Origin of the sequence: Serratia sp. 22278 (assembly GCF_052045405.1) — a bacterium.
GTDB classification, from domain to species: domain Bacteria; phylum Pseudomonadota; class Gammaproteobacteria; order Enterobacterales; family Enterobacteriaceae; genus Serratia; species Serratia marcescens.
This window is the reverse complement of record NZ_JBQEOW010000009.1, coordinates 133,347-154,482: the sequence shown is the minus strand read 5'-3', so window position 1 is coordinate 154,482 and position 21,136 is coordinate 133,347. Positions and strand designations below refer to the sequence as shown.

The 21,136-nt window shown below is 61.4% G+C and carries 21 protein-coding genes; 10 read left to right on the top strand and 11 right to left on the bottom strand.

Going from position 1 to position 21,136, the window contains the following annotated elements; all coding sequences use genetic code 11:
* Positions 1–36 precede the first annotated feature (36 nt).
* Positions 37–1,203, top strand: coding sequence for a serine hydrolase domain-containing protein (locus ACTJJ6_RS17330; RefSeq protein WP_440802284.1), 1,167 nt, complete (start codon positions 37–39; stop codon positions 1,201–1,203).
* The gene (locus ACTJJ6_RS17325) at positions 1,194–2,411 is read left to right on the top strand and encodes an MFS transporter (RefSeq protein WP_049299193.1); all 1,218 of its coding nucleotides are present in this window, start codon (positions 1,194–1,196) and stop codon (positions 2,409–2,411) included. Before ACTJJ6_RS17330 ends, ACTJJ6_RS17325 begins: the two co-directional genes overlap by 10 nt.
* Here the strand turns inward: ACTJJ6_RS17325 and ACTJJ6_RS17320 are convergent.
* On the bottom strand, positions 2,338–3,213 hold the full coding sequence (locus ACTJJ6_RS17320; protein ID WP_164053824.1) for an alpha/beta hydrolase: 876 nt from the start codon (positions 3,211–3,213) through the stop codon (positions 2,338–2,340). The genes ACTJJ6_RS17325 and ACTJJ6_RS17320 overlap by 74 nt on opposite strands.
* 149 nt (positions 3,214–3,362) lie before the next feature.
* On the opposite strand from ACTJJ6_RS17320, the gene ACTJJ6_RS17315 reads away from it, so the two are divergent.
* From ACTJJ6_RS17315 to ACTJJ6_RS17305, 3 genes are all read left to right on the top strand, one after another.
* Positions 3,363–4,112 carry a DeoR/GlpR family DNA-binding transcription regulator gene (locus tag ACTJJ6_RS17315; RefSeq protein ID WP_440802288.1) on the top strand — a complete coding sequence of 250 codons (750 nt, stop codon included), beginning with the start codon at positions 3,363–3,365 and terminating at the stop codon, positions 4,110–4,112.
* 12 nt (positions 4,113–4,124) lie between these two features.
* On the top strand, positions 4,125–5,192 hold the full coding sequence (locus ACTJJ6_RS17310) for an oxidoreductase (protein ID WP_016927769.1): 1,068 nt from the start codon (positions 4,125–4,127) through the stop codon (positions 5,190–5,192).
* A gap of 113 nt (positions 5,193–5,305) precedes the next feature.
* The gene (locus ACTJJ6_RS17305; protein WP_016927768.1) at positions 5,306–6,700 is read left to right on the top strand and encodes an MFS transporter; all 1,395 of its coding nucleotides are present in this window, start codon (positions 5,306–5,308) and stop codon (positions 6,698–6,700) included.
* Here the strand turns inward: ACTJJ6_RS17305 and ACTJJ6_RS17300 are convergent.
* The 7 genes from ACTJJ6_RS17300 to ACTJJ6_RS17270 form a co-directional block, all read right to left on the bottom strand.
* Complete coding sequence (locus ACTJJ6_RS17300) at positions 6,685–7,221, bottom strand: dihydrofolate reductase family protein (RefSeq protein ID WP_185976516.1); 537 nt, start codon at positions 7,219–7,221, stop codon at positions 6,685–6,687. The genes ACTJJ6_RS17305 and ACTJJ6_RS17300 overlap by 16 nt on opposite strands.
* Positions 7,221–7,622, bottom strand: a complete 402-nt coding sequence (locus tag ACTJJ6_RS17295) for a VOC family protein (RefSeq protein WP_015377846.1) — start codon at positions 7,620–7,622, stop codon at positions 7,221–7,223. The genes ACTJJ6_RS17300 and ACTJJ6_RS17295 overlap by 1 nt, the downstream gene beginning before the upstream one ends.
* A gap of 146 nt (positions 7,623–7,768) precedes the next feature.
* On the bottom strand, positions 7,769–7,963 hold the full coding sequence (locus ACTJJ6_RS17290) for a ribbon-helix-helix protein, CopG family (RefSeq protein WP_004928567.1): 195 nt from the start codon (positions 7,961–7,963) through the stop codon (positions 7,769–7,771).
* Between the two features lie 80 nt (positions 7,964–8,043).
* Positions 8,044–8,832, bottom strand: a complete 789-nt coding sequence (locus tag ACTJJ6_RS17285) for a spermidine synthase (protein ID WP_049299196.1) — start codon at positions 8,830–8,832, stop codon at positions 8,044–8,046.
* Positions 8,833–8,862: 30 nt separating this feature from the next.
* Positions 8,863–9,318, bottom strand: a complete 456-nt coding sequence (gene fabZ / locus ACTJJ6_RS17280; RefSeq protein WP_004928563.1) for a 3-hydroxyacyl-ACP dehydratase FabZ — start codon at positions 9,316–9,318, stop codon at positions 8,863–8,865.
* Between the two features lie 188 nt (positions 9,319–9,506).
* The gene (locus ACTJJ6_RS17275; protein ID WP_025302805.1) at positions 9,507–10,001 is read right to left on the bottom strand and encodes a TIGR00645 family protein; all 495 of its coding nucleotides are present in this window, start codon (positions 9,999–10,001) and stop codon (positions 9,507–9,509) included.
* 94 nt (positions 10,002–10,095) lie between these two features.
* Positions 10,096–11,295, bottom strand: a complete 1,200-nt coding sequence (locus tag ACTJJ6_RS17270) for an MFS transporter (protein ID WP_337055318.1) — start codon at positions 11,293–11,295, stop codon at positions 10,096–10,098.
* A gap of 97 nt (positions 11,296–11,392) precedes the next feature.
* On the opposite strand from ACTJJ6_RS17270, the gene ACTJJ6_RS17265 reads away from it, so the two are divergent.
* Positions 11,393–12,334 carry a LysR family transcriptional regulator gene (locus tag ACTJJ6_RS17265; protein WP_015377850.1) on the top strand — a complete coding sequence of 314 codons (942 nt, stop codon included), beginning with the start codon at positions 11,393–11,395 and terminating at the stop codon, positions 12,332–12,334.
* A 6-nt stretch (positions 12,335–12,340) separates the two neighbouring features.
* Here ACTJJ6_RS17265 and ACTJJ6_RS17260 read toward each other — a convergent pair whose 3' ends face one another.
* Positions 12,341–12,634, bottom strand: a complete 294-nt coding sequence (locus ACTJJ6_RS17260; RefSeq protein ID WP_004928553.1) for a SelT/SelW/SelH family protein — start codon at positions 12,632–12,634, stop codon at positions 12,341–12,343.
* A gap of 127 nt (positions 12,635–12,761) precedes the next feature.
* Complete coding sequence (locus ACTJJ6_RS17255) at positions 12,762–13,997, bottom strand: NAD(P)/FAD-dependent oxidoreductase (RefSeq protein ID WP_049299198.1); 1,236 nt, start codon at positions 13,995–13,997, stop codon at positions 12,762–12,764.
* 191 nt (positions 13,998–14,188) lie between these two features.
* Here ACTJJ6_RS17255 and ACTJJ6_RS17250 point away from each other — a divergent pair, with 191 nt between their 5' ends.
* From ACTJJ6_RS17250 to adhP, 3 genes are all read left to right on the top strand, one after another.
* Positions 14,189–14,974, top strand: coding sequence for a sulfite exporter TauE/SafE family protein (locus ACTJJ6_RS17250; RefSeq protein ID WP_033640363.1), 786 nt, complete (start codon positions 14,189–14,191; stop codon positions 14,972–14,974).
* A gap of 16 nt (positions 14,975–14,990) precedes the next feature.
* Positions 14,991–16,280, top strand: a complete 1,290-nt coding sequence (gene blh / locus ACTJJ6_RS17245) for a bifunctional sulfur transferase/dioxygenase Blh (protein ID WP_440802299.1) — start codon at positions 14,991–14,993, stop codon at positions 16,278–16,280.
* 197 nt (positions 16,281–16,477) lie between these two features.
* Complete coding sequence (adhP, locus tag ACTJJ6_RS17240; RefSeq protein WP_016927758.1) at positions 16,478–17,494, top strand: alcohol dehydrogenase AdhP; 1,017 nt, start codon at positions 16,478–16,480, stop codon at positions 17,492–17,494.
* A 55-nt stretch (positions 17,495–17,549) separates the two neighbouring features.
* Here the strand turns inward: adhP and exaC are convergent, their stop codons facing one another.
* Entirely contained in the window at positions 17,550–19,070 is a 1,521-nt protein-coding gene (exaC, locus tag ACTJJ6_RS17235; RefSeq protein ID WP_049299200.1) for an acetaldehyde dehydrogenase ExaC, read from the bottom strand.
* Positions 19,071–19,347: 277 nt separating this feature from the next.
* On the opposite strand from exaC, the gene ACTJJ6_RS17230 reads away from it, so the two are divergent.
* On the top strand, positions 19,348–21,123 hold the full coding sequence (locus tag ACTJJ6_RS17230) for a sigma-54-dependent Fis family transcriptional regulator (RefSeq protein WP_049299201.1): 1,776 nt from the start codon (positions 19,348–19,350) through the stop codon (positions 21,121–21,123).
* Positions 21,124–21,136 lie beyond the last annotated feature (13 nt).

The window sequence follows — 21,136 nt, the reverse complement described above, 5'->3', positions numbered from 1 at the left end:
GGCGACAGCATGGGCTGACTATCTGAGGTAATAAAGATGAATGAATACGGATCCTCCGCCAACGAGATTGACGGCGCGATAGAGCAAGCCTTGCGCGAAAAACGATTGGTTGGCGCGGTCGTTTTGGTGGCGCAGGGCGGTGAGATCGTTTATCGCCGCGCGGCAGGCATGGCGGATCGCGAAGCGGGCAAGCCGATGGCGCTCAATACGCTGTTTCGTCTGGCCTCGGTGTCCAAACCGATCGTGTCCACGGCGGCGCTGGCGTTGATGGCGCAAGGCGCCATGCGGTTAGACGATCCGATCACGCGTTGGCTGCCGAATTTTCGCCCGCGGCTGGCGGACGGCACCCAACCGTTGCTGACGCTATGGCATTTGATGACCCACACCGCCGGATTAAGCTACCGTTTTTTCCAGCCGGAAGGGGGATTCTATGCCCGGCTCGGCGTCTCCGACGGCATGGATGACGCATCCGTCAGCCTGCAGGAAAACGTGCGGCGCATTGCCTGCGCCCCTTTGCTGGCTCCGCCCGGCGCGGCGTGGCGCTATTCTATCGCCACCGATGTGCTGGGCGCGGTTATTGAACAGGCGAGCGGCCTGCCGCTGGCGCAGGCGGTCAACAAATGGGTGACCGGGCCGTTGGCGATGACGGATACCGATTTCCTGGCGGTGGACGCCGCGCGCCTGGCGGCCGCTTACGCCGATCATCCCGGCGAGCCACGCCGCCTGCGCCAACCGGATCGTTTACCGTTCATCGATGGCAGCGCCGGTTTTCATCTGTCACCTGCGCGTGCGCTGGATCCGTTGGCGTACGCCTCCGGCGGCGCCGGCATGGTCGGTTCGGCGGAGGATTTCCTGCGCCTGCTGGAAACGTTGCGCCAGGGGGGCGGGCAGGTGCTGCCGGCCGAATGGGTGACGGCGTTCACCAGCAACCAAATCGGCGATTTGCCGATGCCGTTTTGGCCGGGGCGTGGGTTTGGCCTGGGCATCACCGTGCTGAAAGATCCCGTCGCCGCGCACACGCCGGAGTCCGTTGGCAGCTGGCGGATGGGCGGCACCTATGGCCACTCGTGGTTCGTCGATCCTGCCCGGCAGCTCAGCGTGGTGGCGTTTACCAACACGGCGCTGGAAGGGATGTCCGGTGCCTTTGTCGGCGAGATTTGTCAGGCGGTCTATGCCGCGACGGGAGCGATGCAATGCGCCTGATGCCGCCGATTTTCTTCCTCGCGCTGGGGCTGTTCGGCGTTTACTGCATCGAGTTCGGCGTGGTGGGCATTTTGCCGCTGATCATTGCACGGTATGGCATCTCCACGGCGCAGGCCGGCTGGCTGGTCGGGATCTTCGCCCTGACCATTGCGCTGCTCGGGCCGCTGTTGGTGCTGTTGGCGTCGCAATTCAATCGCAAACGCATGTTGTTGATCGCGTTGACCGTGTTTGCGGCGGCCAGCGCGCTGTCCGCACAGGTGGACAGCTTCGCCATGCTCATGCTGCTGCGCATTGTGCCGGCGTTGTTTCATCCGATCTATTTTTCACTGGCCATGGTGGCGGCCGCGTCGCTTTATCCGCCGCATCAAGCTCCCAAAGCAACCGCCTATGCGTTCATCGGCACCAGCATGGGCATGGTGCTGGGGATACCGCTGACGCAATGGCTCGCCGGACAGTTCAGCTATGAAGCGTCGTTCAGGTTCTGTGCCTGGGTGAACCTTCTGGCGGCGCTGGGATTGCTGTGGCGTTTGCCTGATGCGGCCGTACAGCGCCTCAGCTATGGCAAACAGTTGGCAATCCTGCGCAGCGGTACGCTGTGGCTGAATATCACTACCTGCGTGCTGATCTTTGCCGCCATGTTTGCCGTCTATGCTTACGCGGCCGAGTACCTCAGCCGCGAAATCGGTCTCAGCCGCGGCGTCATCGGCTTTCTTCTGGTGGCGTTCGGTGTGGGCGGTGTCGTGGGCAACCTGTTGGCCGGCAGATGGCTGAGCCGCCATCGTGCGGTGACGGTGCTGCTGCATCCGATAGCCTTGATTGCGGCTTATGCGCTGCTGTATCGCTATGGCAGCGTGAATATTGGCTCGATGACGGCGCTTTGCCTGTATTGGGGAGCGGCGCACACCAGCGGTTTGATTGTCACGCAGATTTGGCTGACCGCCGAAGCCCCGCAAGCGCCGGCGTTCGCCACCGGGCTGTATATCGCTTTTATCAATCTGGGGGTGGCGGTGGGGGCGCTGGCGGGCGGCGGGTTTATCACCGCGTGGGGGCTACAGGGCAGCCTGCTGTGCGGAGCCTTGTTCGCCGCGCTGGCGGTGATTACGATCGCCGCCAGGCTGCGGTTACAGCGGCAGGCTACCGTTGCGTTGCGTCGATCATCGCCATCACCTGCCGGAACATCGCGCTTTCCGCATCCGCCAGCTCGTTGACCAGCGTAAAGTGATTGCAGTGACGGTCGGCCAGCAGCTGGACGTCGAGGCCATGCGCCAGGCAAGCGTCATAATAGGCCTGCGTCTGGTTTTTGAAACCTTGCGTTTCCCGCTGGCCGACGTCGAGCAGGATCTGCGGCGCATGGTCTTTCGCCGGCAGCAGAAACAGCGGGCTGAGGGTTTGCGCCTGTTCGGGCGTCAGGTGCAGCCAGTCGTTGATGTAGATATCGCACAGCGGTCGCAAATCGTAGAGGCCGCTCAGCGCCAGCGCGCCTTTGATCGCGTCGGGCGGCAGGCGATAGCGTTGTTGCCAGCCGTCGGCGATCAGCATGCCGCACAGGTGACCGCCGGCCGAACTGCCGCTGACGAAAATGCGCGCCGGATCGATGCCGAAAGGCGCCCCGTGATGATAAAGCCAGGCGACGGCGCTGCGTACCTCATGTACGATCTCCGCCAGCGTCGCTTCCGGCGCCAGCGTGTATTCCAGCGTGGCGGTCGCCACACCGCGGCGAGCAAACGCGGCGGCCATCGAACAGGCTTCCTCTTTGCGCTGTGAATGCCAATAGCCGCCATGAATAAAGATCAGCAGCGGGGCGGGTTGTGCGCTGGCCGGGAACAGATCGAGGCGCTCGGCGGCGCTCATGCCGTAGCGCAGGTCGTAAATGCCGGGCGTCTGCGCCTTGGCTCGCTGGGCCAGCGCGGCGTATTCCGCCATGCAGGCGTCAAAATCCTCCACCGAAGCGCGGGCGTTGTATTGCACGGCGCGTGCGCTCAGGTCTTCAAACGTCAGATCGATGTTCATGCCTTTCTCCGGATTGTTATGTGTTATGCCTTCATCATCGTCCCGCAGGCGAAAAGATGTTTGATCGCAGGTGCGCACAATTGCGACTTCTCCATTGCTGTTATCTGCTGTATATTGCTGTTTTATGCTTTTTACTGCGGAATAAGCCCATGCACAAAGCGGCAAGGCAGCGCCATTTACTGGATTTGCTCAGCGAACGCGGACAGGCGGCGGTGGCGGAATTGGCCACCGCCATCGGCGTTTCGGTCGATACCGTGCGCCGCGATCTGGCCGATCTCGAGCGGCAAGGGTTGGCGCAGAAACATCACGGCGGCGCGATCGCGCTCGAACCGTCCGGCATGCCACGTCAGGCGCGCGCGGCGCTGTTGCCGCAGATCAAGCAGCGGCTCGGTCGCGCGGTGGCTGCGCAGATCCCGCCCGGCAGCACCCTGATGCTGGATGCGGGCAGTACGCTGTTGGCGGTGGCGCAGGCGTTGCGCGGCCCGGCGACGGTGATCACCGCTTCGCTGGATATCGCGCAGTGCCTGAGCGACAGGCCGGAGATCAACCTGATCCTGCTTGGCGGCCAGTGGGATGCGCGCCAGCGGCTGTTCGCCGGCAGCGCCACGCTGACGTTGCTGGCGCGCTACCGCGCGGATATCGCCTTGCTGGGCGCCTGCGCGGTGCATCCTCAGCTGGGACTGAGCGCCGGCGAAGAGGCCGATGCAGAGGTCAAGCGCGCCATGCTGGCTAACAGCGGCGAGCGCTGGCTGGTGGCCGACCATATGAAGCTGGATCGCTGCGAACCGCATCACGTGGCGGATCTGGCGCAGATCCAACGCCTGTTTACCGATCGCCCGTGGGACAACCTGGACGAACAGTCATTGATTGAACTTTGTGTCGTCGCCGACGACCGCTAGAGGAGAACACTGATGAACGATACCGCTCGACCGTTGCAGGTGGCGCTGATTGGCTACGGCTTTGTCGGCAAGGCGTTTCACGCGCCGCTGATTAACGCGGTGCCGGGGTTGGAACTGAGCGTGGTGGCTTCGCGCGATGCCGCCAAGGTGCATGCCGATCTGCCGCACGCGCAGGTGATCGCCGATCCGCTGGAGGCCATCCGCCGGCCGGAGGTGGATTTGGTGGTGATCGCATCGCCTAACGCCACCCATGCGCCGCTGGCGCTGGCCGCGCTGGAGGCGGGCAAGCACGTGGTGGTGGATAAGCCGTTTACGCTGGATTTGGCGCAGGCGCGCGCGCTGATTGCGGCGGCGGAGAAGCACGACCGCCTGCTGTCGGTGTTCCAGAACCGTCGCTGGGACAGCGATTTCCTGGGCGTGAAGCAGGTGATCGAACAGGGGCTGATTGGCAAGGTGACGCACTTTGAGTCGCACATCGATCGTTACCGCCCAGAAGTGCGGGTGCGCTGGCGTGAACAAAACCTCCCTGGCAGCGGACTGTGGTTCGATCTGGGGCCGCACATGGTCGATCAGGCGCTGCAGCTGTTCGGCTTGCCGCACAGCGTGCAGGCCAACATCGCCACGCTGCGCCCCAACGCGCAGATTAACGACTGGGCTCACGTGGTGCTCAACTACCCGACGCACCGCGTGATCCTGCATGGCAGCATGCTGGTGGCGGGGGGCGTCTCACGCTTTACCGTGCACGGCGAGAAAGGCAGCGTGGTCAAAGCGCGCGCCGACGGGCAGGAAAGCCAACTGCTGGCCGGCGTGACGCCGGGATCGGCGGAGTGGGGCAAAGACGACGATGCGATGAGCCTGTTTATCGGCACGGAGCCGATGCGTACGCTGCCGACACCGGATGGCGATCAACGCCAGTATTACTTCCAGGTGCGCGATGCGTTGCGCGGCGCAGGCGCCAACCCGGTCACCGCTGCGCAGGCGTTGGCGGTGATGGCGGTGCTGGAAGCGGCCACCCTGGCGGCGGAAACCGGCGTCACCCAAACTCTCCCGCTCACCGAGGCGGAAATCGCCGCCTGGTGACGGCTCGCGTCAGATAAGGCGTCAGGCGCATGGATACAGTGCATGCCATGCGTCTTCCGCCATCCTGCCCCCTGACATAGGCTTACCCGCAGTCAATGTCAGGAGTGTTCATCATGTTATCCCATCCTTCGCCGCAAGGCGTCCGCGGCATACTGGCCGCTCTTTCTCTGAGCATGCTGCTGTCATCGCTTGGCATCAGCATTGCCAACGTCGGGCTGCCGGCGCTCGCCACCGCGTTCCATGCCTCGTTCCAGGCGGTGCAGTGGGTGTTGCTCTGCTATTTGCTGGCCGTCACCACTTGCATCATCGGCATCGGCCGTTTGGGCGACAGCCTCAATCGCCGCCGCCTGCTGCTGGCGGGCATCGCGCTGTTTACCGCCGCTTCGCTGGTTTGCACGCTGGCTCCGCAACTGTGGCTGTTGCTGGCGGCGCGCCTGGCGCAGGGGCTGGGGGGCGCAGTCATGATGTCGATCGCCATGGCGCTGGCGGGCGAGGCGCTGGGGACGGAAAAAATCGGCCGCGCGATGGGGCTGCTCGGCACGATGTCGGCCGTGGGCACCGCGCTGGGGCCGTCGTTGGGCGGCGCGCTGATCGCCGGTTTCGGCTGGCGGGCGATGTTCCTGATCAACCTGCCGCTGGGCCTGCTGGCGCTGTGGCTCGCCTGGCGATACTTGCCGAATGGGCCGCGCGCGGCAGTGCGCGCGGAACCGTTCGATCGCGCCGGCACGTTGCTGCTGGGCGGCGCATTGCTCTGCTATTCGCTGGCGATGACCCTCGGGCGCGGCGACTTCGGCGCACTCAATCTGGCGTTGATGCTGGGGGCGCTGTTGGCGGGGGCGCTGTTTATCCGCGTGGAGCGCGGCGCCGCATCGCCGCTGCTTGCGCCGTCGATGTTCCGTCATCCGGCCCTGACGGCGGGGCTGGCGGCCAGCGCGCTGGTGATGACGGTCATGACCGCCACGCTGGTGGTCGGGCCGTTCTATCTGTCACGCGCGCTGGAGTTAAGCGCCGCGCAGGTGGGGCTGGTGATGTCGGCGGGACCGGCGGTGGCGATCTTGACCGGCATACCGGCCGGCTATCTGGTGGATCGTTTTGGATCGCAGCGCATTGCCCTGCTTGGGCTGATGGCGGTGGCCGCCGGCGCGGCGCTGCTGTCGCTGCTTAACCGTTGGGGCGTGCTCGGCTATATCGCCCCCATCGCGCTGCTGACCGCCGGCTATGCGCTGTTTCAGGTGGCCAACAACACCATGCTGATGAAAGATCTGTTTCCTGAACGGCGCGGGCTGATCGCCGGCATGGTGAACCTGTCGCGCAATCTCGGGGCGATCACCGGCGCGTCGGCGATGGGGGCGCTGTTTTATCTGGCTTCGCAGCAGGTCGCGGGCACTGCGGCCGCTGCGGCTTACGGCATGCGGGTGACCTACGGCGTGGCGGCGCTGTTGGCACTGGCGGCGTTGCTCATCGCCTTCGGTGGCCGCCGCCTGATGCTGCGTTACGGCGCGCGCTGAACCGCGTAGCGTTCTTGCACGAAACCGTTGTCCGATGAGGTGACGGCAAGCAGGCGCAGGCGCTGCTCCGGGCCGTCGGTGCCGAATAAGGGGATACCGCCGCCCAGCAGCAGCGGCACGCGCGTAATCGTCAGTTCGTCGATCAAGCCGGCCTGCAGGAAGCGCTGCACGGTCTGGCCGCCGTCGATATACAGGTGACGGCAGCCGACCTCGGCCAACCGCGCCACGACGCTGGCCGGTTCGCCGCTCATCCAGCGGACAGGTTCTGCGCCGTGCGGTGCGGGCTGCGTCGACAGCACCACCACCGGCAGTGCGCCATAGGGCCACTCGGGAAAGGCGCGGACTTTTTCATAGGTATGGCGACCCATCACCAGCGCGTCGATGTCGGCGACAAACGCTTCAAAACTCAACCCATTGAGCAGCGAAACCGCGTATTCGGGCCGCAGCAGCCAGTCAATGTCGCCATCCGGGCCGGCAATGAATCCGTCTACGCTGGTGGCGATGTAAACCGAGCATTTCATCAGGCGAGATCTCCCCGATAAACCACATGCACCTTGTTGCCGTCGGGATCGCGCAGGTAAGCGCCGAAATAGCCTTTGCCGTAGTGCGCGCGCTCGCCGGGTTCGCCTTCACTGCTGCCGCCCGCCAGCAGACCGGCGGCGTAGGCGCGTTTAACCGCCAGCTCGTCGGCGGCGAGAAAGGCCAGCATGCTGCCGTTGCCGGCGCTGGCGGGCTGTCTGTCGAAGGGTTGGTAGGCGTAAAAACGCGGCAGCGTTTGGCCTGGCATCACCCAGCAGCGGGCGGCGGGGCCGCCGTCCGGCGTCACTTCCCGCCGTTGTAAACCCAATGGCAACAGAATGGCGTCGTAGAACGCGGCGGCGGCATCCAGATCGCTGACGCCGACGGTAATATGGCTGAACATGGCGCGTTTCCTTTCCCAAGAGAGAATAATGAACGCCTAAAACAGTAGCAGCGATATTGCAGGATGGACAGACCGCCGTGGAGGATTCGGATTAGGGACGCGCGCAGGGGGAAGCGCGCTTCACGGTTTGCGGGGCAGGCCGCCGTTCAATTGCTCTCGACTCGCGGATTGGCGTGGGTCGGCTGGCTGGGATAATCCACCTGATGCTTGTGCAGATAATCGCGGATCAGCTGACGCACCACCTGGGAAGGGGTGACGTCCTGCTGCAGGCACAGCTCTTCCAGGGCTTTCTTCTTGTCCGGGTCAATCAGCACCGTTAGCCGCGCCGTTTTCTTTTCCATCAGGATCCTCCAGAGAATGATGACTGAATGATAATACCATGTGGACGAAGCGGCCAGCCAGACCGCGTCGCCGCTCGTTCTTAGCGGAAATGCAGCCGTTCTATCTTGCGTGACAGGTAGCCGAGTTCGCAGTTGAACAGCTCGCCGCTGCCGGCGGCCAGCGTGCGAAGCGTGCTGAGCGGCAACGTCACCTGGGCCGGCGTGGCGTAAATGATCACGTTGCCGCTGGGGGCGACGCAAAACAATACGGTGCCGAATATCCGGTGCAGGCTGTGGTACAGCAGGCTGTTCTCATCGGGCAGATCGTGGTAATTGAGCACCAGCCAGCCCCCGTCGTTCAGCCGCGCGGCGCAGTTTTCCAGGAATGTCTGGGTGCCTTGCTGCGGATCCATGGCGAACGCCGAATAGAGATCGGAGAAAATCAGATCGTAACGCGTCTCGGCAGGCGGGCGCACAAAGTCCATGGCGTCGGCGGTACGCAGGCTGATGGTGTCGGTGGCCGGCAGCGTAAAATAGCGGCGCGCGACGGCGATCACTGCGGCGCGCAGTTCAACCACGTCCAGACGCATGGCCGGATCGAGCGCGTGCAGCGCACGCAGCAGGCTGCCGCCGCCTAACCCCAGGATCAACGCCGAACTCGGCGGCTGCCAGGCCACCACCATCAGCATCGCTTTGATGTAGTTGTGGATCGGCTGTGCGGGGTTGCTGAGGCTCATCTTGCTTTGCTCGCAGATGCCGTCAAACCGCAGCGTGCGGTAGTCCTTGTGATCGGAAACGATGATTTCGCCCCAGGCGTCGGCTTCGCGAGCGATCACCTGGCCGCGCGGGGAGAAATCGAGGGTTCTGAGTAAGCTGTCAACCAGAGACATGGTATTCGCAGGGTTCCTTTGGCAAGCGGCCTATTTACGGGCGCACATGAAATCGGCGGTGCAAATGCGCCGGCCATCGATGCTGGCGCGGCCGGTGAAGCGGGCGATCGCGCCACGCCGGCGTACAAAGGCGACCTCCATCAACACCTGGTCGCCGGGACGGGCAGCGCGATAAAACCGCGCCCGCTGAATGGAAGCGAAGTAGTAATGTTCCCCTTCGTTCAACGCCCCGAGATAATAGTGCGCCAGCAGCCCGGTGCTTTGCGCCAGCGCTTCCACCAACAGCACGCCGGGAAAACCGGCGAAGTGCGCATGGCCGTTCCAGAACGTCGGCTCATTGGCGGTGATGTTCTTGATGGCGCTCAGCCGCCCTTCGGCAATGCAGGTGCCGGCGGGCAGCACGCGATCGACCAACAGGCAGGGATAACGATGAGGCAGAATCGCCTGAATATCGTTGAATTGCAGGGGGTGACCGTTTAATGGCATGGAGGTGCGTGATCCTGTCTGCGGCGAATCCGGTGCGGTGGCCGGCGTTCGGTCCATAATGAGTGTAATGACATTATAATAAAATTATCATCAGATGTGCCAGATGAAAGACATGACGGCGGCGACGGTTGGGGAATAGCGAAGGAGGGGATGACACCCGATCCTGACGATCGGGCGTGGCGGCGCGTTTAATGCTTGGAGCGGGTCACCTTGTCCAAATAACCCATCACGAAGGCGGAGAGCACGAAGGTGAGGTGGATGATCACATACCACATCAGCTTGTTGTCGGGCACGTTCTTGGCGTCCATAAACACCCGCAGCAGGTGAATGGAGGAGATGGCGACGATAGATGCGGCGACCTTGTTTTTCAGCGAGGTGGCGTCCATTTTGCCCAGCCAGCTCAGTTTTTCTTTTCCTTCGGTGATATCCAATTGCGAGACGAAATTTTCGTATCCGGAGAACATCACCATCACCAGCAGCCCGCCGACCAGCGCCATGTCGACCAACGACAACAGGGTCAGGATCAGATCGGCTTCAGCGACGGAGAAAATGTTGGGCAGGACGTGCAGGATCTCCTGAAAAAATTTGATAGACAGGGCGACCAGGGCCAGTGAAAGGCCGAAATAAACCGGCGCGAGCAGCCAGCGGGAGGCGTACATCGCGTTTTCTAGCAAGCGTTCCATCATAAAATTGTTTTAAATGCGTAGCAAAAAGGGCGCTCAGTATAGCGCAAGAGGCCTGGGTAAAATCAACCGCTTGCGCCAGTAGAGGGCGATATCAGGCCGCTACGCGCGCCGTTTTGCGCCCGCTGCGGATCCACAGCGCCACGGCCCCCGCCGCCGTCGCTAGCGCCACGACACCCGGCCAGCCCGCGCTTGCCAGAATGCGGCTGCCGAGGGCGGCGCCGGTCGCCATACCGATGAATACGCCGGTGAACAAGAGGGCGTTCAATCGGCTGCGAGCTGCCGGATCGAGACCGTAAACGATGGTTTGATGCGCGATCAGCGTAGCCTGGATGCCCAGGTCGAATCCGATGGCGCTCAGCGCAATGAGCGCCAGCTGCGCCGGGAGCGGCAACAGCGGCAGCAAAAACATCAAGGCGAAGGAGGCCAGAACCAGTCCCGCGCCGATACGGGTCACGACGTCAGGGCCGTGCCGATCGGCCAGACTTCCCGCCAACGGCGCCGCCAGCGCCCCCGCCGCCCCCGCCAGGCCAAACGCGCCGGCGGCCGCGCTGCCGATCTGGTAGCGCTCCGCCAGCATCAACGCCAGCGTTGACCAGAAAGCGCTGAAGCCCAATGACAGAAAGCCTTGCGCCAGCGTCGCGCGCCGCAGCGCGGGATACTCGGCCCACAGATGTCCCAGTGAGCGCAGCAGCGCGGGGTAACTCAGCGCGTTATGGGGGCGAAGACGCGGCAACATGCGCCAGATCGCCAGCGTGATCGGCAAAACGCCCAGCGCCGCGAGCGCGTAGACGCTGCGCCAGCCGGCGAACTCGGCGAGCGCGCCGCTGAACACGCGCGACAGCAAAATGCCGGCCAATAGCCCGGTCATCACCGCGCCGACGGTTTTGCCGCGGCTGGCCTCTGGCGCCAGCGTGGCGGCGGCGGGGATAATGTCCTGCGCGACGGTGGCGGTCAGGCCTATCGCCAGGCTGCTGAGCAACAACAGCGGGAACGAGGCGGCAAAAGCGCAGAGTAACAGCGTCAGCGCCAGCAGCGCGCCTTTTACCAGAATGATCCGCCGGCGATCGTACCGGTCGCCGAGCGGCGCCAACAGTAAAATGCCCAGCGCATAACCTAACTGGGTCAGCGTCGGCACCATGCCGGCATCGGCGACGCCGGCGTGGAAATCGGCGCCCATCATGCCAAGCATGGGCTGACTGTAATAGATTGACGCGACGCTGAGGCCGGCGCCGGCGGCCAGCAGAAATACGACGTTGGCGGACGGTGCGGCGTGGGTGGTGGCGGTGCTCATGGCAAAAATTCCTGCAAGGTGAATGTGCGGCCATTTTTACCGCTTGCTTCATTCCGCTGTAGCCCCCTCGCAGGTAAAACTGTTATACACTTAACGTATGAATAAAATTAACTTACCTAACGGCGACCGCATAACTTTGCTGCATACGCTGGTGCGCATCGTCGAAAGCGGCAGCTTGTCGGCCGCGGCGCAGCAGCTGGGCACCTCGCAGCCGACAATCAGCCGGCGTCTGCAGGCATTGGAACAGCTGCTGGGCGCCAAACTGATCCAGCGGACGACCCACGCCCTCAAACTGACCGACGACGGCGAGCGCTGTTACCGCCAGGCGCGGGGGCTGATCGAACAATGGCAAAGCCTGGAAGAAGGGCTTGGTGGCGCGCGCGACGAACCGGTCGGCGTGTTGCGCGTGCGGGCGCCGCACGCATTCGGTCAAGATCAGCTGATCGGTCCGTTGGGCGAGTATTTGCGGCGCTATCCGCAAACTTACGTTGAGTGGACGCTGAACGACCATTCTCCGGACTTTATTCCCGAGGGGGTGGATTGCGCCATTCACGTCGGGGCGGTGACCGATCCGTCGGTCGTGGCGGTGTTGCTGGCGGAGGTGCCGCGCAGCACGGTGGCGTCACCGGCGCTGTTGGCTGAACGACCGGCGATCGTCGATCTCGACGATTTGGCCTCATTGCCGTGGTTGGCGGTAAACAGTTTTTATCGTAATGAGGTCGTCTTGACTCACGCGACCAGCGGTGAACAGCGGCGTTTCGACATCGCGCCGAGGTTGAGCACCGACAGCCTTTATGCGGCGCGCAAGGCGGCGCTGGAAGGGCTGGGCGTCGCGATCGTGTCGTCTTGGGTGGTGAAAGAAGAATTGGCGCAAGGCGCTCTGCAGACGCTGTTACCCCTGTGGCGAGCTGAGCCACTGCCTATTTACCTGTTGTATCCCTATGCCAGCTATTATCCCGCGCGTTTACGCAAATTCATGGAAATGATGAAAGAAACGATGCCGCGCATTCTCGGCGCGCAGCCGCCGACGGGGCGCTGACGGCCTTCAGTGTCTGGCTTTTTTTCCGTCGCTGTGGCCGAGAGAACGATCGGGGAAGCTGTGATCGCGCAGCCGCTGCTTTAACTGCGCCGCATCGGGGAAGCCGCCGTCAATCTTGCGATCCCAAATCATCACTCCATCGACGCTGATTTGGTAGACCCCGCCGGTGCCCGGCATCAGGGTGACGGAGGCGAGATCGTCGCCGAAGGTGTTCAGCAGCTCTTGCGCCATCCAGCCGGCGCGCAGCAGCCAGTTGCATTGTGAACAGTAGTGAATCGTAACGGCGGGTGCGTTTTTCATCGTTGATCGACCGGTTAGTGGTGACGGCTTGCAATCAGCCTGCGGGCTCGCAAGCGATGGTGGCTGTGTATCGCCAAATAGTCAAGCGCCTGCGGAAGCCGCGAGGCGCGGATAACGATGACGGTCGCTATGGCTTGCTTTTGGCAAACCATTCGACCCCGCGCAACATGCCCGCCCAGTAAAATTTGGGTAAAAACCAGGCCTTCAGCCACCAGGCCATACGGCTGGGATGCGTGTTGTCGAACAGAGGAAAGGTGGGGAGTAATTTACTGTCGTAACCAAACTCCGCCAGAACAACCTTGCCTTTCTCTACCGTCAATGGGCAGGAACCATAACCATCATACCGTGCCGCATCAGGAGCGCCGTTAAGCCGGGCCGCGATGTTCTCTGCCACCACTACCACCTGTTTGCGAGCCGCCGCCAGGGTTTTGGCATTTGGCGTGGCGCAACAGTCGCCAACCGCAAAAATCGTCTGCCACTGCTTATGCCGTAGGGTGAATTTATCCACGTCGCACCAACCTGACTCGTCAGACAACCCACTTTGCGAAATGAACGCCGGCGCAGATTGCGGCGGCACTACGTGCAGCATATCGAAGGGCAGTGTCACTTCGCGTTTGCCTTCTTCATCACCGTCCAGAGAAAAGGTTGCTTGCCGACGCAGCCCATCAACGCGAACTAAATTATGCCGGAAGTTGACCTGTGCGTGGTATTTCTTCAAGTAATCGGTCAGCGGAGGAACAAATTGCGGCACGCCGAATACCGCCGCGCCCGCCAGGCAGAAATTGACGTTAATATTATTAAGGACACCTTGTCGCCGCCAGTGATCGCATGAAAGGTATAAGGCTTTTTGCGGCGCGCCGGCGCATTTTATCGGAACCGGCGGTTGAGAAAATATCGCCTCGCCGCCTTGCATTTCACGAACCAGTTTCCAGGTGTATTCCGCAAGATCAAAACGATAATTAGAGGTGACGCCATTCATTCCCAACGTTTCTTCAAGACCCTCTATTTTATCCCAACGTAAAACGAGGCCGCAGGCAACAATAAGAAAGTCGTAGTTTATTTTCTGCCCTTGGCGGGTCTCGACATATTTTTTGCCGGGCTCCACCCTGACCACACTATCCTGAATCCATGCGGTTCCTGGGGGGATGACGGCGCGCATAGAACGCCGTGTTTTATTGATATCAAACAGCCCGCCGCCCACCAGGGTCCATGCCGGTTGATAATAATGGCAGTCGCTAGGTTCAATTACCGTTATATCAATGCCTTTAACTCGCTTCCTTATGCTTGCCACGACGCTTATTCCAGATGAACCACCGCCAATAACAACAACTTTCTTCTTGGTGTTTATTTTTTCCGGTTTCATGCAGGCCTCCTTTCATAAGAAAGTAGGGGGTTAATGCCCAGATTAAAAGGGAATTCATAGAACTTATGGTTATATTAAAAATCACATATTCGATTTAGCTATATGTAATAGCTAAATGTAATAAGTTATTTGACAATCAATGCGAACTGATCGTTAATAAATACCACAAACACCGTTCAGGAATTAACCCATTGGATTTTTTCCATTTTACTTTTTATACCCTGATGTTATTGGTGATAACCGGAGGAATAGTCGGATTTCTCTTGGCCCTGACAGGCGGAGGCGGCTCCATCGTTTGTGTGCCGCTGCTGCTGTATATGGTGCAAATCCCGGATACGCATTTGGTGATAGGCACCAGCGCCATGTCCGTCGCCGTCAGCGCGCTGCTCAACCTTTTTGCGCACGCCGCCAAAGGAAACGTCCGGTGGCGAACCGGCATTGTCGTGTCGCTGGTCGCGGTGGCCGGCACGCTGGCAGGTTCACAAATGGGAAAAATCACGGACGGGCGCTATCTAACCCTGCCTTTCGCTTTGCTGATGCTGATTGTCGCCGGATTAACGCTGAAAAAAAATCACCGGGCCGGCAACGGATTGGCTTCTCCTGATGCGGCCTTTCATCCCGCCATCGTGTGGCCCTGCGTGTTGGCGCTGGGCGCGGTGGCCGGCTTTCTGGGGATCGGCGGCGGATTTTTAGTGGTGCCGGCGCTGCTCTGGTTTTTCCGCTTTTCGCTGCTTGAAGCGGTGGCCACCTCGCTGGTGGTGGTTTCTGCCATGGGTTTATCGACGAGCGCAAGCTACGCCTTGTCCGGCAAGGTGTCGCTCGTCATCACGTGCTGGCTGATCGTCGGCGGTGTTCTGGGGGGCGTCGTGGGGGTTGCGCTCACCGAGCGCCTGAAGAAACGCGAGGACATTATCCGTGTGCTCTACGCCGCCATGCTCTTGGTGCTGGCCCTTTATATGCTTTTTAAAAGCTTATAAGACAGAAGGAAAAAATATGCGCATCCGTACATACCATCATCAGCTCTCCTTTTCGGGGGCGCCCGCAGCGAGTGATTTCGCTACCCTGCATCAACAAGGCTACCGGCTTATCGTCAACAACCGGCCGGACGAAGAGCCGGGAGAGTATCTTGACCATCAGCAAGAGAAAGCGTTGGCTGAACAAGGGGGGATGCGTTACGTCTATCTCCCTTATACGTTCGATACGCTGACCTGGGAGACCGTTTACACCTTCCAGTTTCTGTTGCGGCAAGGCAAGAAGACCCTGGCGCATTGCAGGAGCGGGGCGCGCTCGGCTTGCCTCACTCTGCTGTATGCGCTGCGCGAAGGGCGGATCGATGAAGCGCAATTCCGCAGCCAATGCGAAGAATATGGCGCGGATGCCGATAAGGCGCTCAGTTGGTATCGCCGGCATCAGCCCGTTCAGTCTCATGCGCAAGTGCATGCGTTTTATGAGTCGGAAAGCGGCAGCCTGCAGTATGTCGTCGCCGATCCCAAGGCGCGTCGCTGCGCCATCATCGATCCGGTGCTGGATTTTGATCGCCGATCGGGCACGGTCTCGCATCAGCAGGCCCGCACCATTTTAAGTTTTATCCAGCAGCGAGGGTGGGGTGTGGCCTGGGTGCTGGATACGCACCCGCATGCCGACCATTTTTCTGCCGCCACCTGGCTGGCGCAGAAAACCGGCGCCCTTACCGGCATAGGCGAAAAAATTACCGCCGTGCAGGGGCTGTGGCAAGACATCTATAATTTGAAGGAACTGCCTCCCGCCGAGACCGTGTGGGATGCGCTGTTTGCGGATGGGGACGTCTTTTTTATCGGCAACCTGCGCGCTGAAGTCTTGCTGTCTCCTGGCCACACCCTGGCTTCCGTCACGTATCACATTGCCGATGCGGCGTTTATTCACGATACGTTTTTCATGCCGGACAGCGGCACCGCAAGGGCCGATTTCCCCGGCGGAAATGCGGAAGCCCTGTGGGATTCGTTGCAGCGGATCTTGAGCCTGCCTGCGGATACCCGCCTGTTTACCGGCCATGATTACCGCCCGGAGGGGCGTGAGGCCCGCTGGGAAAGCACAGTGAGAGAGCAGCGCGAGAACAACCCCTGGGTGGCCAACATGGATAAAGCTCAATTTATCGCGCAAAGAAAGCAGCGAGACGCCACGTTGCCGCATCCGGAATTGATGCTGATGGCGCTGCAGGTCAACATTCGCGGCGGCGTACTGCCTGATTGCGAAGATGATGGGCGGCACTACCTCAAAATTCCTGTTAATCGCTTCAAGGGGTAAATCAAGCCAGAGAGGCGCGATCGTTCACGGCTGCCAATCTCAAGGCGATCGCGCCGTCTGTTAATGGTTTTTTATGAAATAAGCAGACTGATTCATATTTAATTATTTGTTTTTACACAAAACACGCGGCGCTTGCCCTCGCCGAATACAGTCACTACATTAACAACTGTACTTCCCACACTGCTAAGGAAAACACCATGAAAGCTGCCGTAGTGACGAAAAACCATACCGTAGACATTCAGGATAAAGTGCTGCGCCCGCTGAAGCACGGCGAAGCGGCGTTGAAAATGGAGTGTTGCGGGGTGTGCCACACCGATTTGCACGTGAAAAACGGCGATTTCGGCGAGGTGCCGGGCATTACGTTGGGGCATGAGGGCATCGGCGTGGTCTCCGCCGTCGGTGAGGGCGTCACCTCGTTAAAAGTGGGTGACCGCGCCAGCGTCGCCTGGTTTTACCAGGGTTGCGGCCATTGCGAATACTGCGTCAGCGGCAACGAGACCCTGTGCCGCTCGGTGAAAAACGCCGGCTACAGCGTTGACGGCGGTATGGCGGAAGAGTGCATCGTGGTGGCGGACTACGCGGTGAAAGTGCCGGATGGGCTCGATTCTTTCGCCGCCAGCAGCATCACCTGCGCCGGCGTCACCACCTACAAGGCGGTGAAGATTTCCGATATCAAACCGGGGCAGTGGATCGCCATTTATGGCCTTGGCGGGCTGGGCAACCTGGCGTTGCAGTACGCCAAGAACGTGTTTAACGCCAAAGTGATCGCCATCGACGTCAACGACGGTCAGCTGGAGTTCGCCAAACAGATCGGCGCCGATCTGACCATCAACTCCAAAACGCAAAACGCGGAGGAGATCATTCAACAGCAAACCGGCGGCGCTCACGCGGCGGTGGTGACGGCGGTGGCGAAAGCCGCCTTCAACTCGGCGGTGAATGCGGTGCGCGCCGGCGGTAAAGTGGTGGCCGTGGGGCTGCCGCCGGAGAGCATGGATCTGAGCATTCCGCGCCTGGTGCTGGACGGCATTCAGGTGGTGGGTTCGCTGGTGGGCACGCGCGAAGATCTGAAGGAGGCGTTCCAGTTCGCCGCCGAAGGCAAGGTGACGCCGAAAGTGACCAAGCGGCCGCTGAGGGATATCAACGCCATCTTCGACGAGATGAAGGCGGGCACCATTCGCGGTCGCATGGTGATCGATCTCGGCATGGCGAAGTAGGCCACGCGCAAAAAGAAGGCCACCTGCGGGTGGCCTTCTTGTCATTACGCCGGGTTCAGAACAGGCCCAGCGGCTTGGCGTCGTAGCTGACCAGCAGGTTTTTCACCTGTTGATAGTGCGACAGCGCCGCCTTGTGGGTCTCGCGCCCGATGCCGGAGTTCTTGTAGCCGCCGAACGCGGCGTGCGCCGGGTACAGGTGGTAGCAGTTGGTCCATACGCGCCCGGCCTTGATCGCGCGGCCCATGCGGTAAGCGCGGTTGATGTCGCGGGTCCACAGCCCGGCGCCCAGCCCGAACTCGGTGTCGTTGGCCAGCGCCAGGGCTTCGGCCTCATCCTTGAAGGTGGTGACGCCAATCACCGGCCCGAAGATCTCCTCGCGGAAGAAACGCATGCTGTTGTTGCCGGTAATCAGCGTCGGCTGCAGGTAGAAACCGTTTTGCACTTCGTCGCCGCGCTGGGCGGGCTCGCCGCCCGCAACAATTTTGCCCCCCTCGTTTTTAGCGATGTCGATGTAGGACAGGATCTTGTCGTACTGCTGTTTTGACGCCTGGGCGCCGATCATGGTCTCGGTGTCGAAGGGATCGCCCTGGCGGATGGTAGCGATACGCGCCAGCACTTTCTCCATAAACTGCGGGTAGATGGATTCCTGGATCAGCGCGCGTGAAGGGCAGGTGCACACCTCCCCCTGATTGAAGAAGCCGAGCACCAGCCCCTCAATCGCTTTGTCGATAAACTCCGGTTCCGCCTGCATGATGTCTTCAAAATAAATATTCGGCGATTTTCCGCCCAGCTCGACGGTGCTGGGGATGATGTTCTCCGCCGCACAGGCGAGGATGTGGCGGCCGACCGGCGTGGAACCGGTGAAGGCGATTTTTTCGATGCGTTTGCTGCGCGCCAGCGCTTCGCCGGCCTCGCCGCCGAAACCTTGCACCACGTTGAGCACGCCCGGCGGCAGCAGATCGCCGATCTCTTCCATCAGCACGCTGATGCCGAGCGGCGTTTGTTCCGCCGGCTTCAGCACCACGCAGTTACCGCCCGCCAGCGCTGGCGCCAGTTTCCAGGCGGCCATCAGCAGCGGGAAGTTCCACGGAATGATCTGGCCGACCACGCCCAGCGGTTCATAGATATGGTAAGCCACGGTGTTCTGGTCGATCTCCGCCGCGGTGCCTTCCTGCGCGCGCAGGCAGCCGGCGAAGTAACGGAAATGGTCGACCGCCAACGGCAGATCGGCATTCAGGGTTTCGCGGATCGGTTTGCCGTTGTCCCAGGTTTCGGTCAGCGCCAGCATCTCCAGCCGCGATTCGATGCGATCGGCGATCGCCAGCAGCACGTTGGAACGCTCCTGCACGCTGGTTTTGCCCCAGGCGTCCGCCGCCGCATGCGCCGCGTCAAGCGCCAGCTCGATGTCTTTGGCGTCGGAACGCGGGAATTCGGCGATCGGCTGGCCGGTCACCGGCGAGGTGTTGGTGAAGTAGTTGCCGGATACCGGTTCGACAAATTTGCCGCCAATGTAGTTGCCATAGCGTTTACGGAACGAAACCAGCGAGCCAGGCAAACCGGGGTGAACATATTTCATGTGAAGCACCTCTCTGCAGATGATAACCGGCGCTATTGCGCTGCGCCTGTGAGTGCGGCCTGTCGCCGCAGCACAGAGAAGCACGCCCCGTGCCAGATTAGCGATGGACGTAGCATTAGTAAAAAAATGGCTATTTATTAAAATGTTAGGCATTGACAGGGGTAAGGCAATCGAGCGGTGCCGCGGCCGCCGATGATTTTTTGTGTCCCGTGTCGCAACGCCTGGTACACATTTATGATACACATTTGCAACACTCGCGAACGGGGGGGAGAAACGCATGTTGTCTGACGACCGCTTGCCCGCAGAGGGCGCCAGCGTGCTGACCCAGCCGTTGGCGGAATCCTGGCAACGCAGCCAGGGTTATGGTTTGACGCGCACCGATCAACATATCCCGTTTATCAAAGCCGGATTGCTTGAAGAGCTGCGCAGCCGCAACGATTGGGTGCCGCAGCGGGTACAGCCGTTGATCGAGCAGCTGGGTGCGCAAATTACGCGCCAGCCCGCCATTGTGGTGATCGCCGACGCCGGCGGGCTGGTGCTGGAAACCCGCGGCAATACCGACTTTCTGCATAAGGCGTCGCGCTTTGCGCTGGCGCCGGGTAACCAGTGGGGAGAAGCGGAGCGGGGCACCAACGCCATCGGCACCGCGCTGGCGCTGGGCGCATTCTGCGAAGTGCGCGGCGGCCAGCATTTTCTCAACCAAAATGCCGGATTGAACTGCACCGCCGCGCCGATCTATCGTCCGGATGGCCGCATTGCCGGCATACTGGATCTCTCCGCCCCCGCGCAGCGCCCGTACCGCGATGCACAGCGCCTGATCATGCAGGCGGTGCGGCATATCGAACACCGCTGGGTCAGAAGCGCGATCGCCGATCGCCACTGGACGCTGCGCCTGCACGCCGATGCCCGCTGCCTGGGCAGCGCGCAAGAGCTGCTGCTGGTGTTTCACGACGAAGTGCTGATCGCCGCCAATCGACTGGCGATGATGGAGTTCCGGCTTTCGTCGGCCTCATTCGGCTCCGTTGAGTTCACCCAACTGTTTCCCGACCTGTTGCGACAGCCTTCCGGCGCACCGCGCCAGACGCTGGCCGGCAATCAACAGCACTATTATTCGTTGCTTGAGGCGCCGCAGCGCCGCGTCAGCGCTCTGCGTTCTGCGCCGCCGGCGGAACGGCACGACGAGCAGCATCAGAAAGCGCTGCGTATTCTCAACGCCGGCCTTTCGCTGTGCGTGACCGGCGAAACCGGCTGCGGTAAAGAGCATTTCAGCCGCAGCCTGTTTCAAGAGAGCCGCTGGCGCAACGGCAACTTTGTGGCGATCAACTGCGCGGCGCTGCCTGAGCCGCTGATCGAATCCGAACTGTTTGGTTATGCGCCGGGGGCGTTTACCGGCGCCAATCCGAAAGGCTACATCGGCAAGATCCGCGAGGCGGACGGCGGCGTGCTGTTTCTCGATGAAATCGGCGACATGCCGGCGGGCCTGCAAACGCGCCTGCTGCGGGTGTTACAGGAAAAAACGGTCACGCCCCTTGGCAGCCGCAGCGCTTATCCGGTCGAATTCGCGCTGGTCTGCGCCACGCACCACGATCTGCATCGGCAGGTAGAGGCGGGGGCGTTTCGCGAGGATTTGCTGTACCGCATACAGGAATACAGCCTGCGCATCCCGCCGCTCAGAGAGCGGGCGCAGCTGGAGGCCTTCATTTTGCAGCTATGGCGAGAGCTGGGCGGCGAGCGGCGCGACATTCGTCTGTTGCCGGAGGCGCTGGCGATGCTGGCGCGCTATCCGTGGCCCGGCAACGTGCGGCAACTGTTGAGCACGCTCAAGGTGCTGCTGGCGCTGGCGGACGATCATGCGGTGCTTACCCTGGACGATCTTCCTCAGTCCATCGCGGTGCTGGCGCCGCGGCAAGAGAACGCCGATACCGATCAGGGGGCGCTGCAGGCGGCGATCGACAGGGCGGGCGGCAATCTCAGCCGGGCGGCGAAGGCGCTCGGCGTTTCGCGCAGCACGCTGTACCGCAAGCTGGGAAGGCAGAAAACGGCGGCGGAATGAGGCGGCATGATTG

Excerpts from the sequence above, each read along its gene's own strand:
- fabZ (WP_004928563.1), bottom strand. The coding sequence starts at position 9,318 with ATGCCATTAAACGGTCACCCCCTGCAATTCAACGATATTCAGGCGATT.
- ACTJJ6_RS17255 (WP_049299198.1), bottom strand. The coding sequence starts at position 13,997 with ATGAAACCGGAAAAAATAAACACCAAGAAGAAAGTTGTTGTTATTGGC.
- ACTJJ6_RS17290 (WP_004928567.1), bottom strand. The coding sequence starts at position 7,963 with ATGGAAAAGAAAACGGCGCGGCTAACGGTGCTGATTGACCCGGACAAG.
- ACTJJ6_RS17260 (WP_004928553.1), bottom strand. The coding sequence starts at position 12,634 with ATGAAAAACGCACCCGCCGTTACGATTCACTACTGTTCACAATGCAAC.
- ACTJJ6_RS17325 (WP_049299193.1), top strand. The coding sequence starts at position 1,194 with ATGCGCCTGATGCCGCCGATTTTCTTCCTCGCGCTGGGGCTGTTCGGC.
- adhP (WP_016927758.1), top strand. The coding sequence starts at position 16,478 with ATGAAAGCTGCCGTAGTGACGAAAAACCATACCGTAGACATTCAGGAT.
- ACTJJ6_RS17300 (WP_185976516.1), bottom strand. The coding sequence starts at position 7,221 with ATGAAATGCTCGGTTTACATCGCCACCAGCGTAGACGGATTCATTGCC.
- blh (WP_440802299.1), top strand. The coding sequence starts at position 14,991 with ATGCGCATCCGTACATACCATCATCAGCTCTCCTTTTCGGGGGCGCCC.
- ACTJJ6_RS17295 (WP_015377846.1), bottom strand. The coding sequence starts at position 7,622 with ATGTTCAGCCATATTACCGTCGGCGTCAGCGATCTGGATGCCGCCGCC.
- ACTJJ6_RS17275 (WP_025302805.1), bottom strand. The coding sequence starts at position 10,001 with ATGGAACGCTTGCTAGAAAACGCGATGTACGCCTCCCGCTGGCTGCTC.
- ACTJJ6_RS17320 (WP_164053824.1), bottom strand. The coding sequence starts at position 3,213 with ATGAACATCGATCTGACGTTTGAAGACCTGAGCGCACGCGCCGTGCAA.
- ACTJJ6_RS17330 (WP_440802284.1), top strand. The coding sequence starts at position 37 with ATGAATGAATACGGATCCTCCGCCAACGAGATTGACGGCGCGATAGAG.
- ACTJJ6_RS17305 (WP_016927768.1), top strand. The coding sequence starts at position 5,306 with ATGTTATCCCATCCTTCGCCGCAAGGCGTCCGCGGCATACTGGCCGCT.
- ACTJJ6_RS17310 (WP_016927769.1), top strand. The coding sequence starts at position 4,125 with ATGAACGATACCGCTCGACCGTTGCAGGTGGCGCTGATTGGCTACGGC.
- exaC (WP_049299200.1), bottom strand. The coding sequence starts at position 19,070 with ATGAAATATGTTCACCCCGGTTTGCCTGGCTCGCTGGTTTCGTTCCGT.
- ACTJJ6_RS17265 (WP_015377850.1), top strand. The coding sequence starts at position 11,393 with ATGAATAAAATTAACTTACCTAACGGCGACCGCATAACTTTGCTGCAT.
- ACTJJ6_RS17285 (WP_049299196.1), bottom strand. The coding sequence starts at position 8,832 with ATGTCTCTGGTTGACAGCTTACTCAGAACCCTCGATTTCTCCCCGCGC.
- ACTJJ6_RS17230 (WP_049299201.1), top strand. The coding sequence starts at position 19,348 with ATGTTGTCTGACGACCGCTTGCCCGCAGAGGGCGCCAGCGTGCTGACC.
- ACTJJ6_RS17315 (WP_440802288.1), top strand. The coding sequence starts at position 3,363 with ATGCACAAAGCGGCAAGGCAGCGCCATTTACTGGATTTGCTCAGCGAA.
- ACTJJ6_RS17270 (WP_337055318.1), bottom strand. The coding sequence starts at position 11,295 with ATGAGCACCGCCACCACCCACGCCGCACCGTCCGCCAACGTCGTATTT.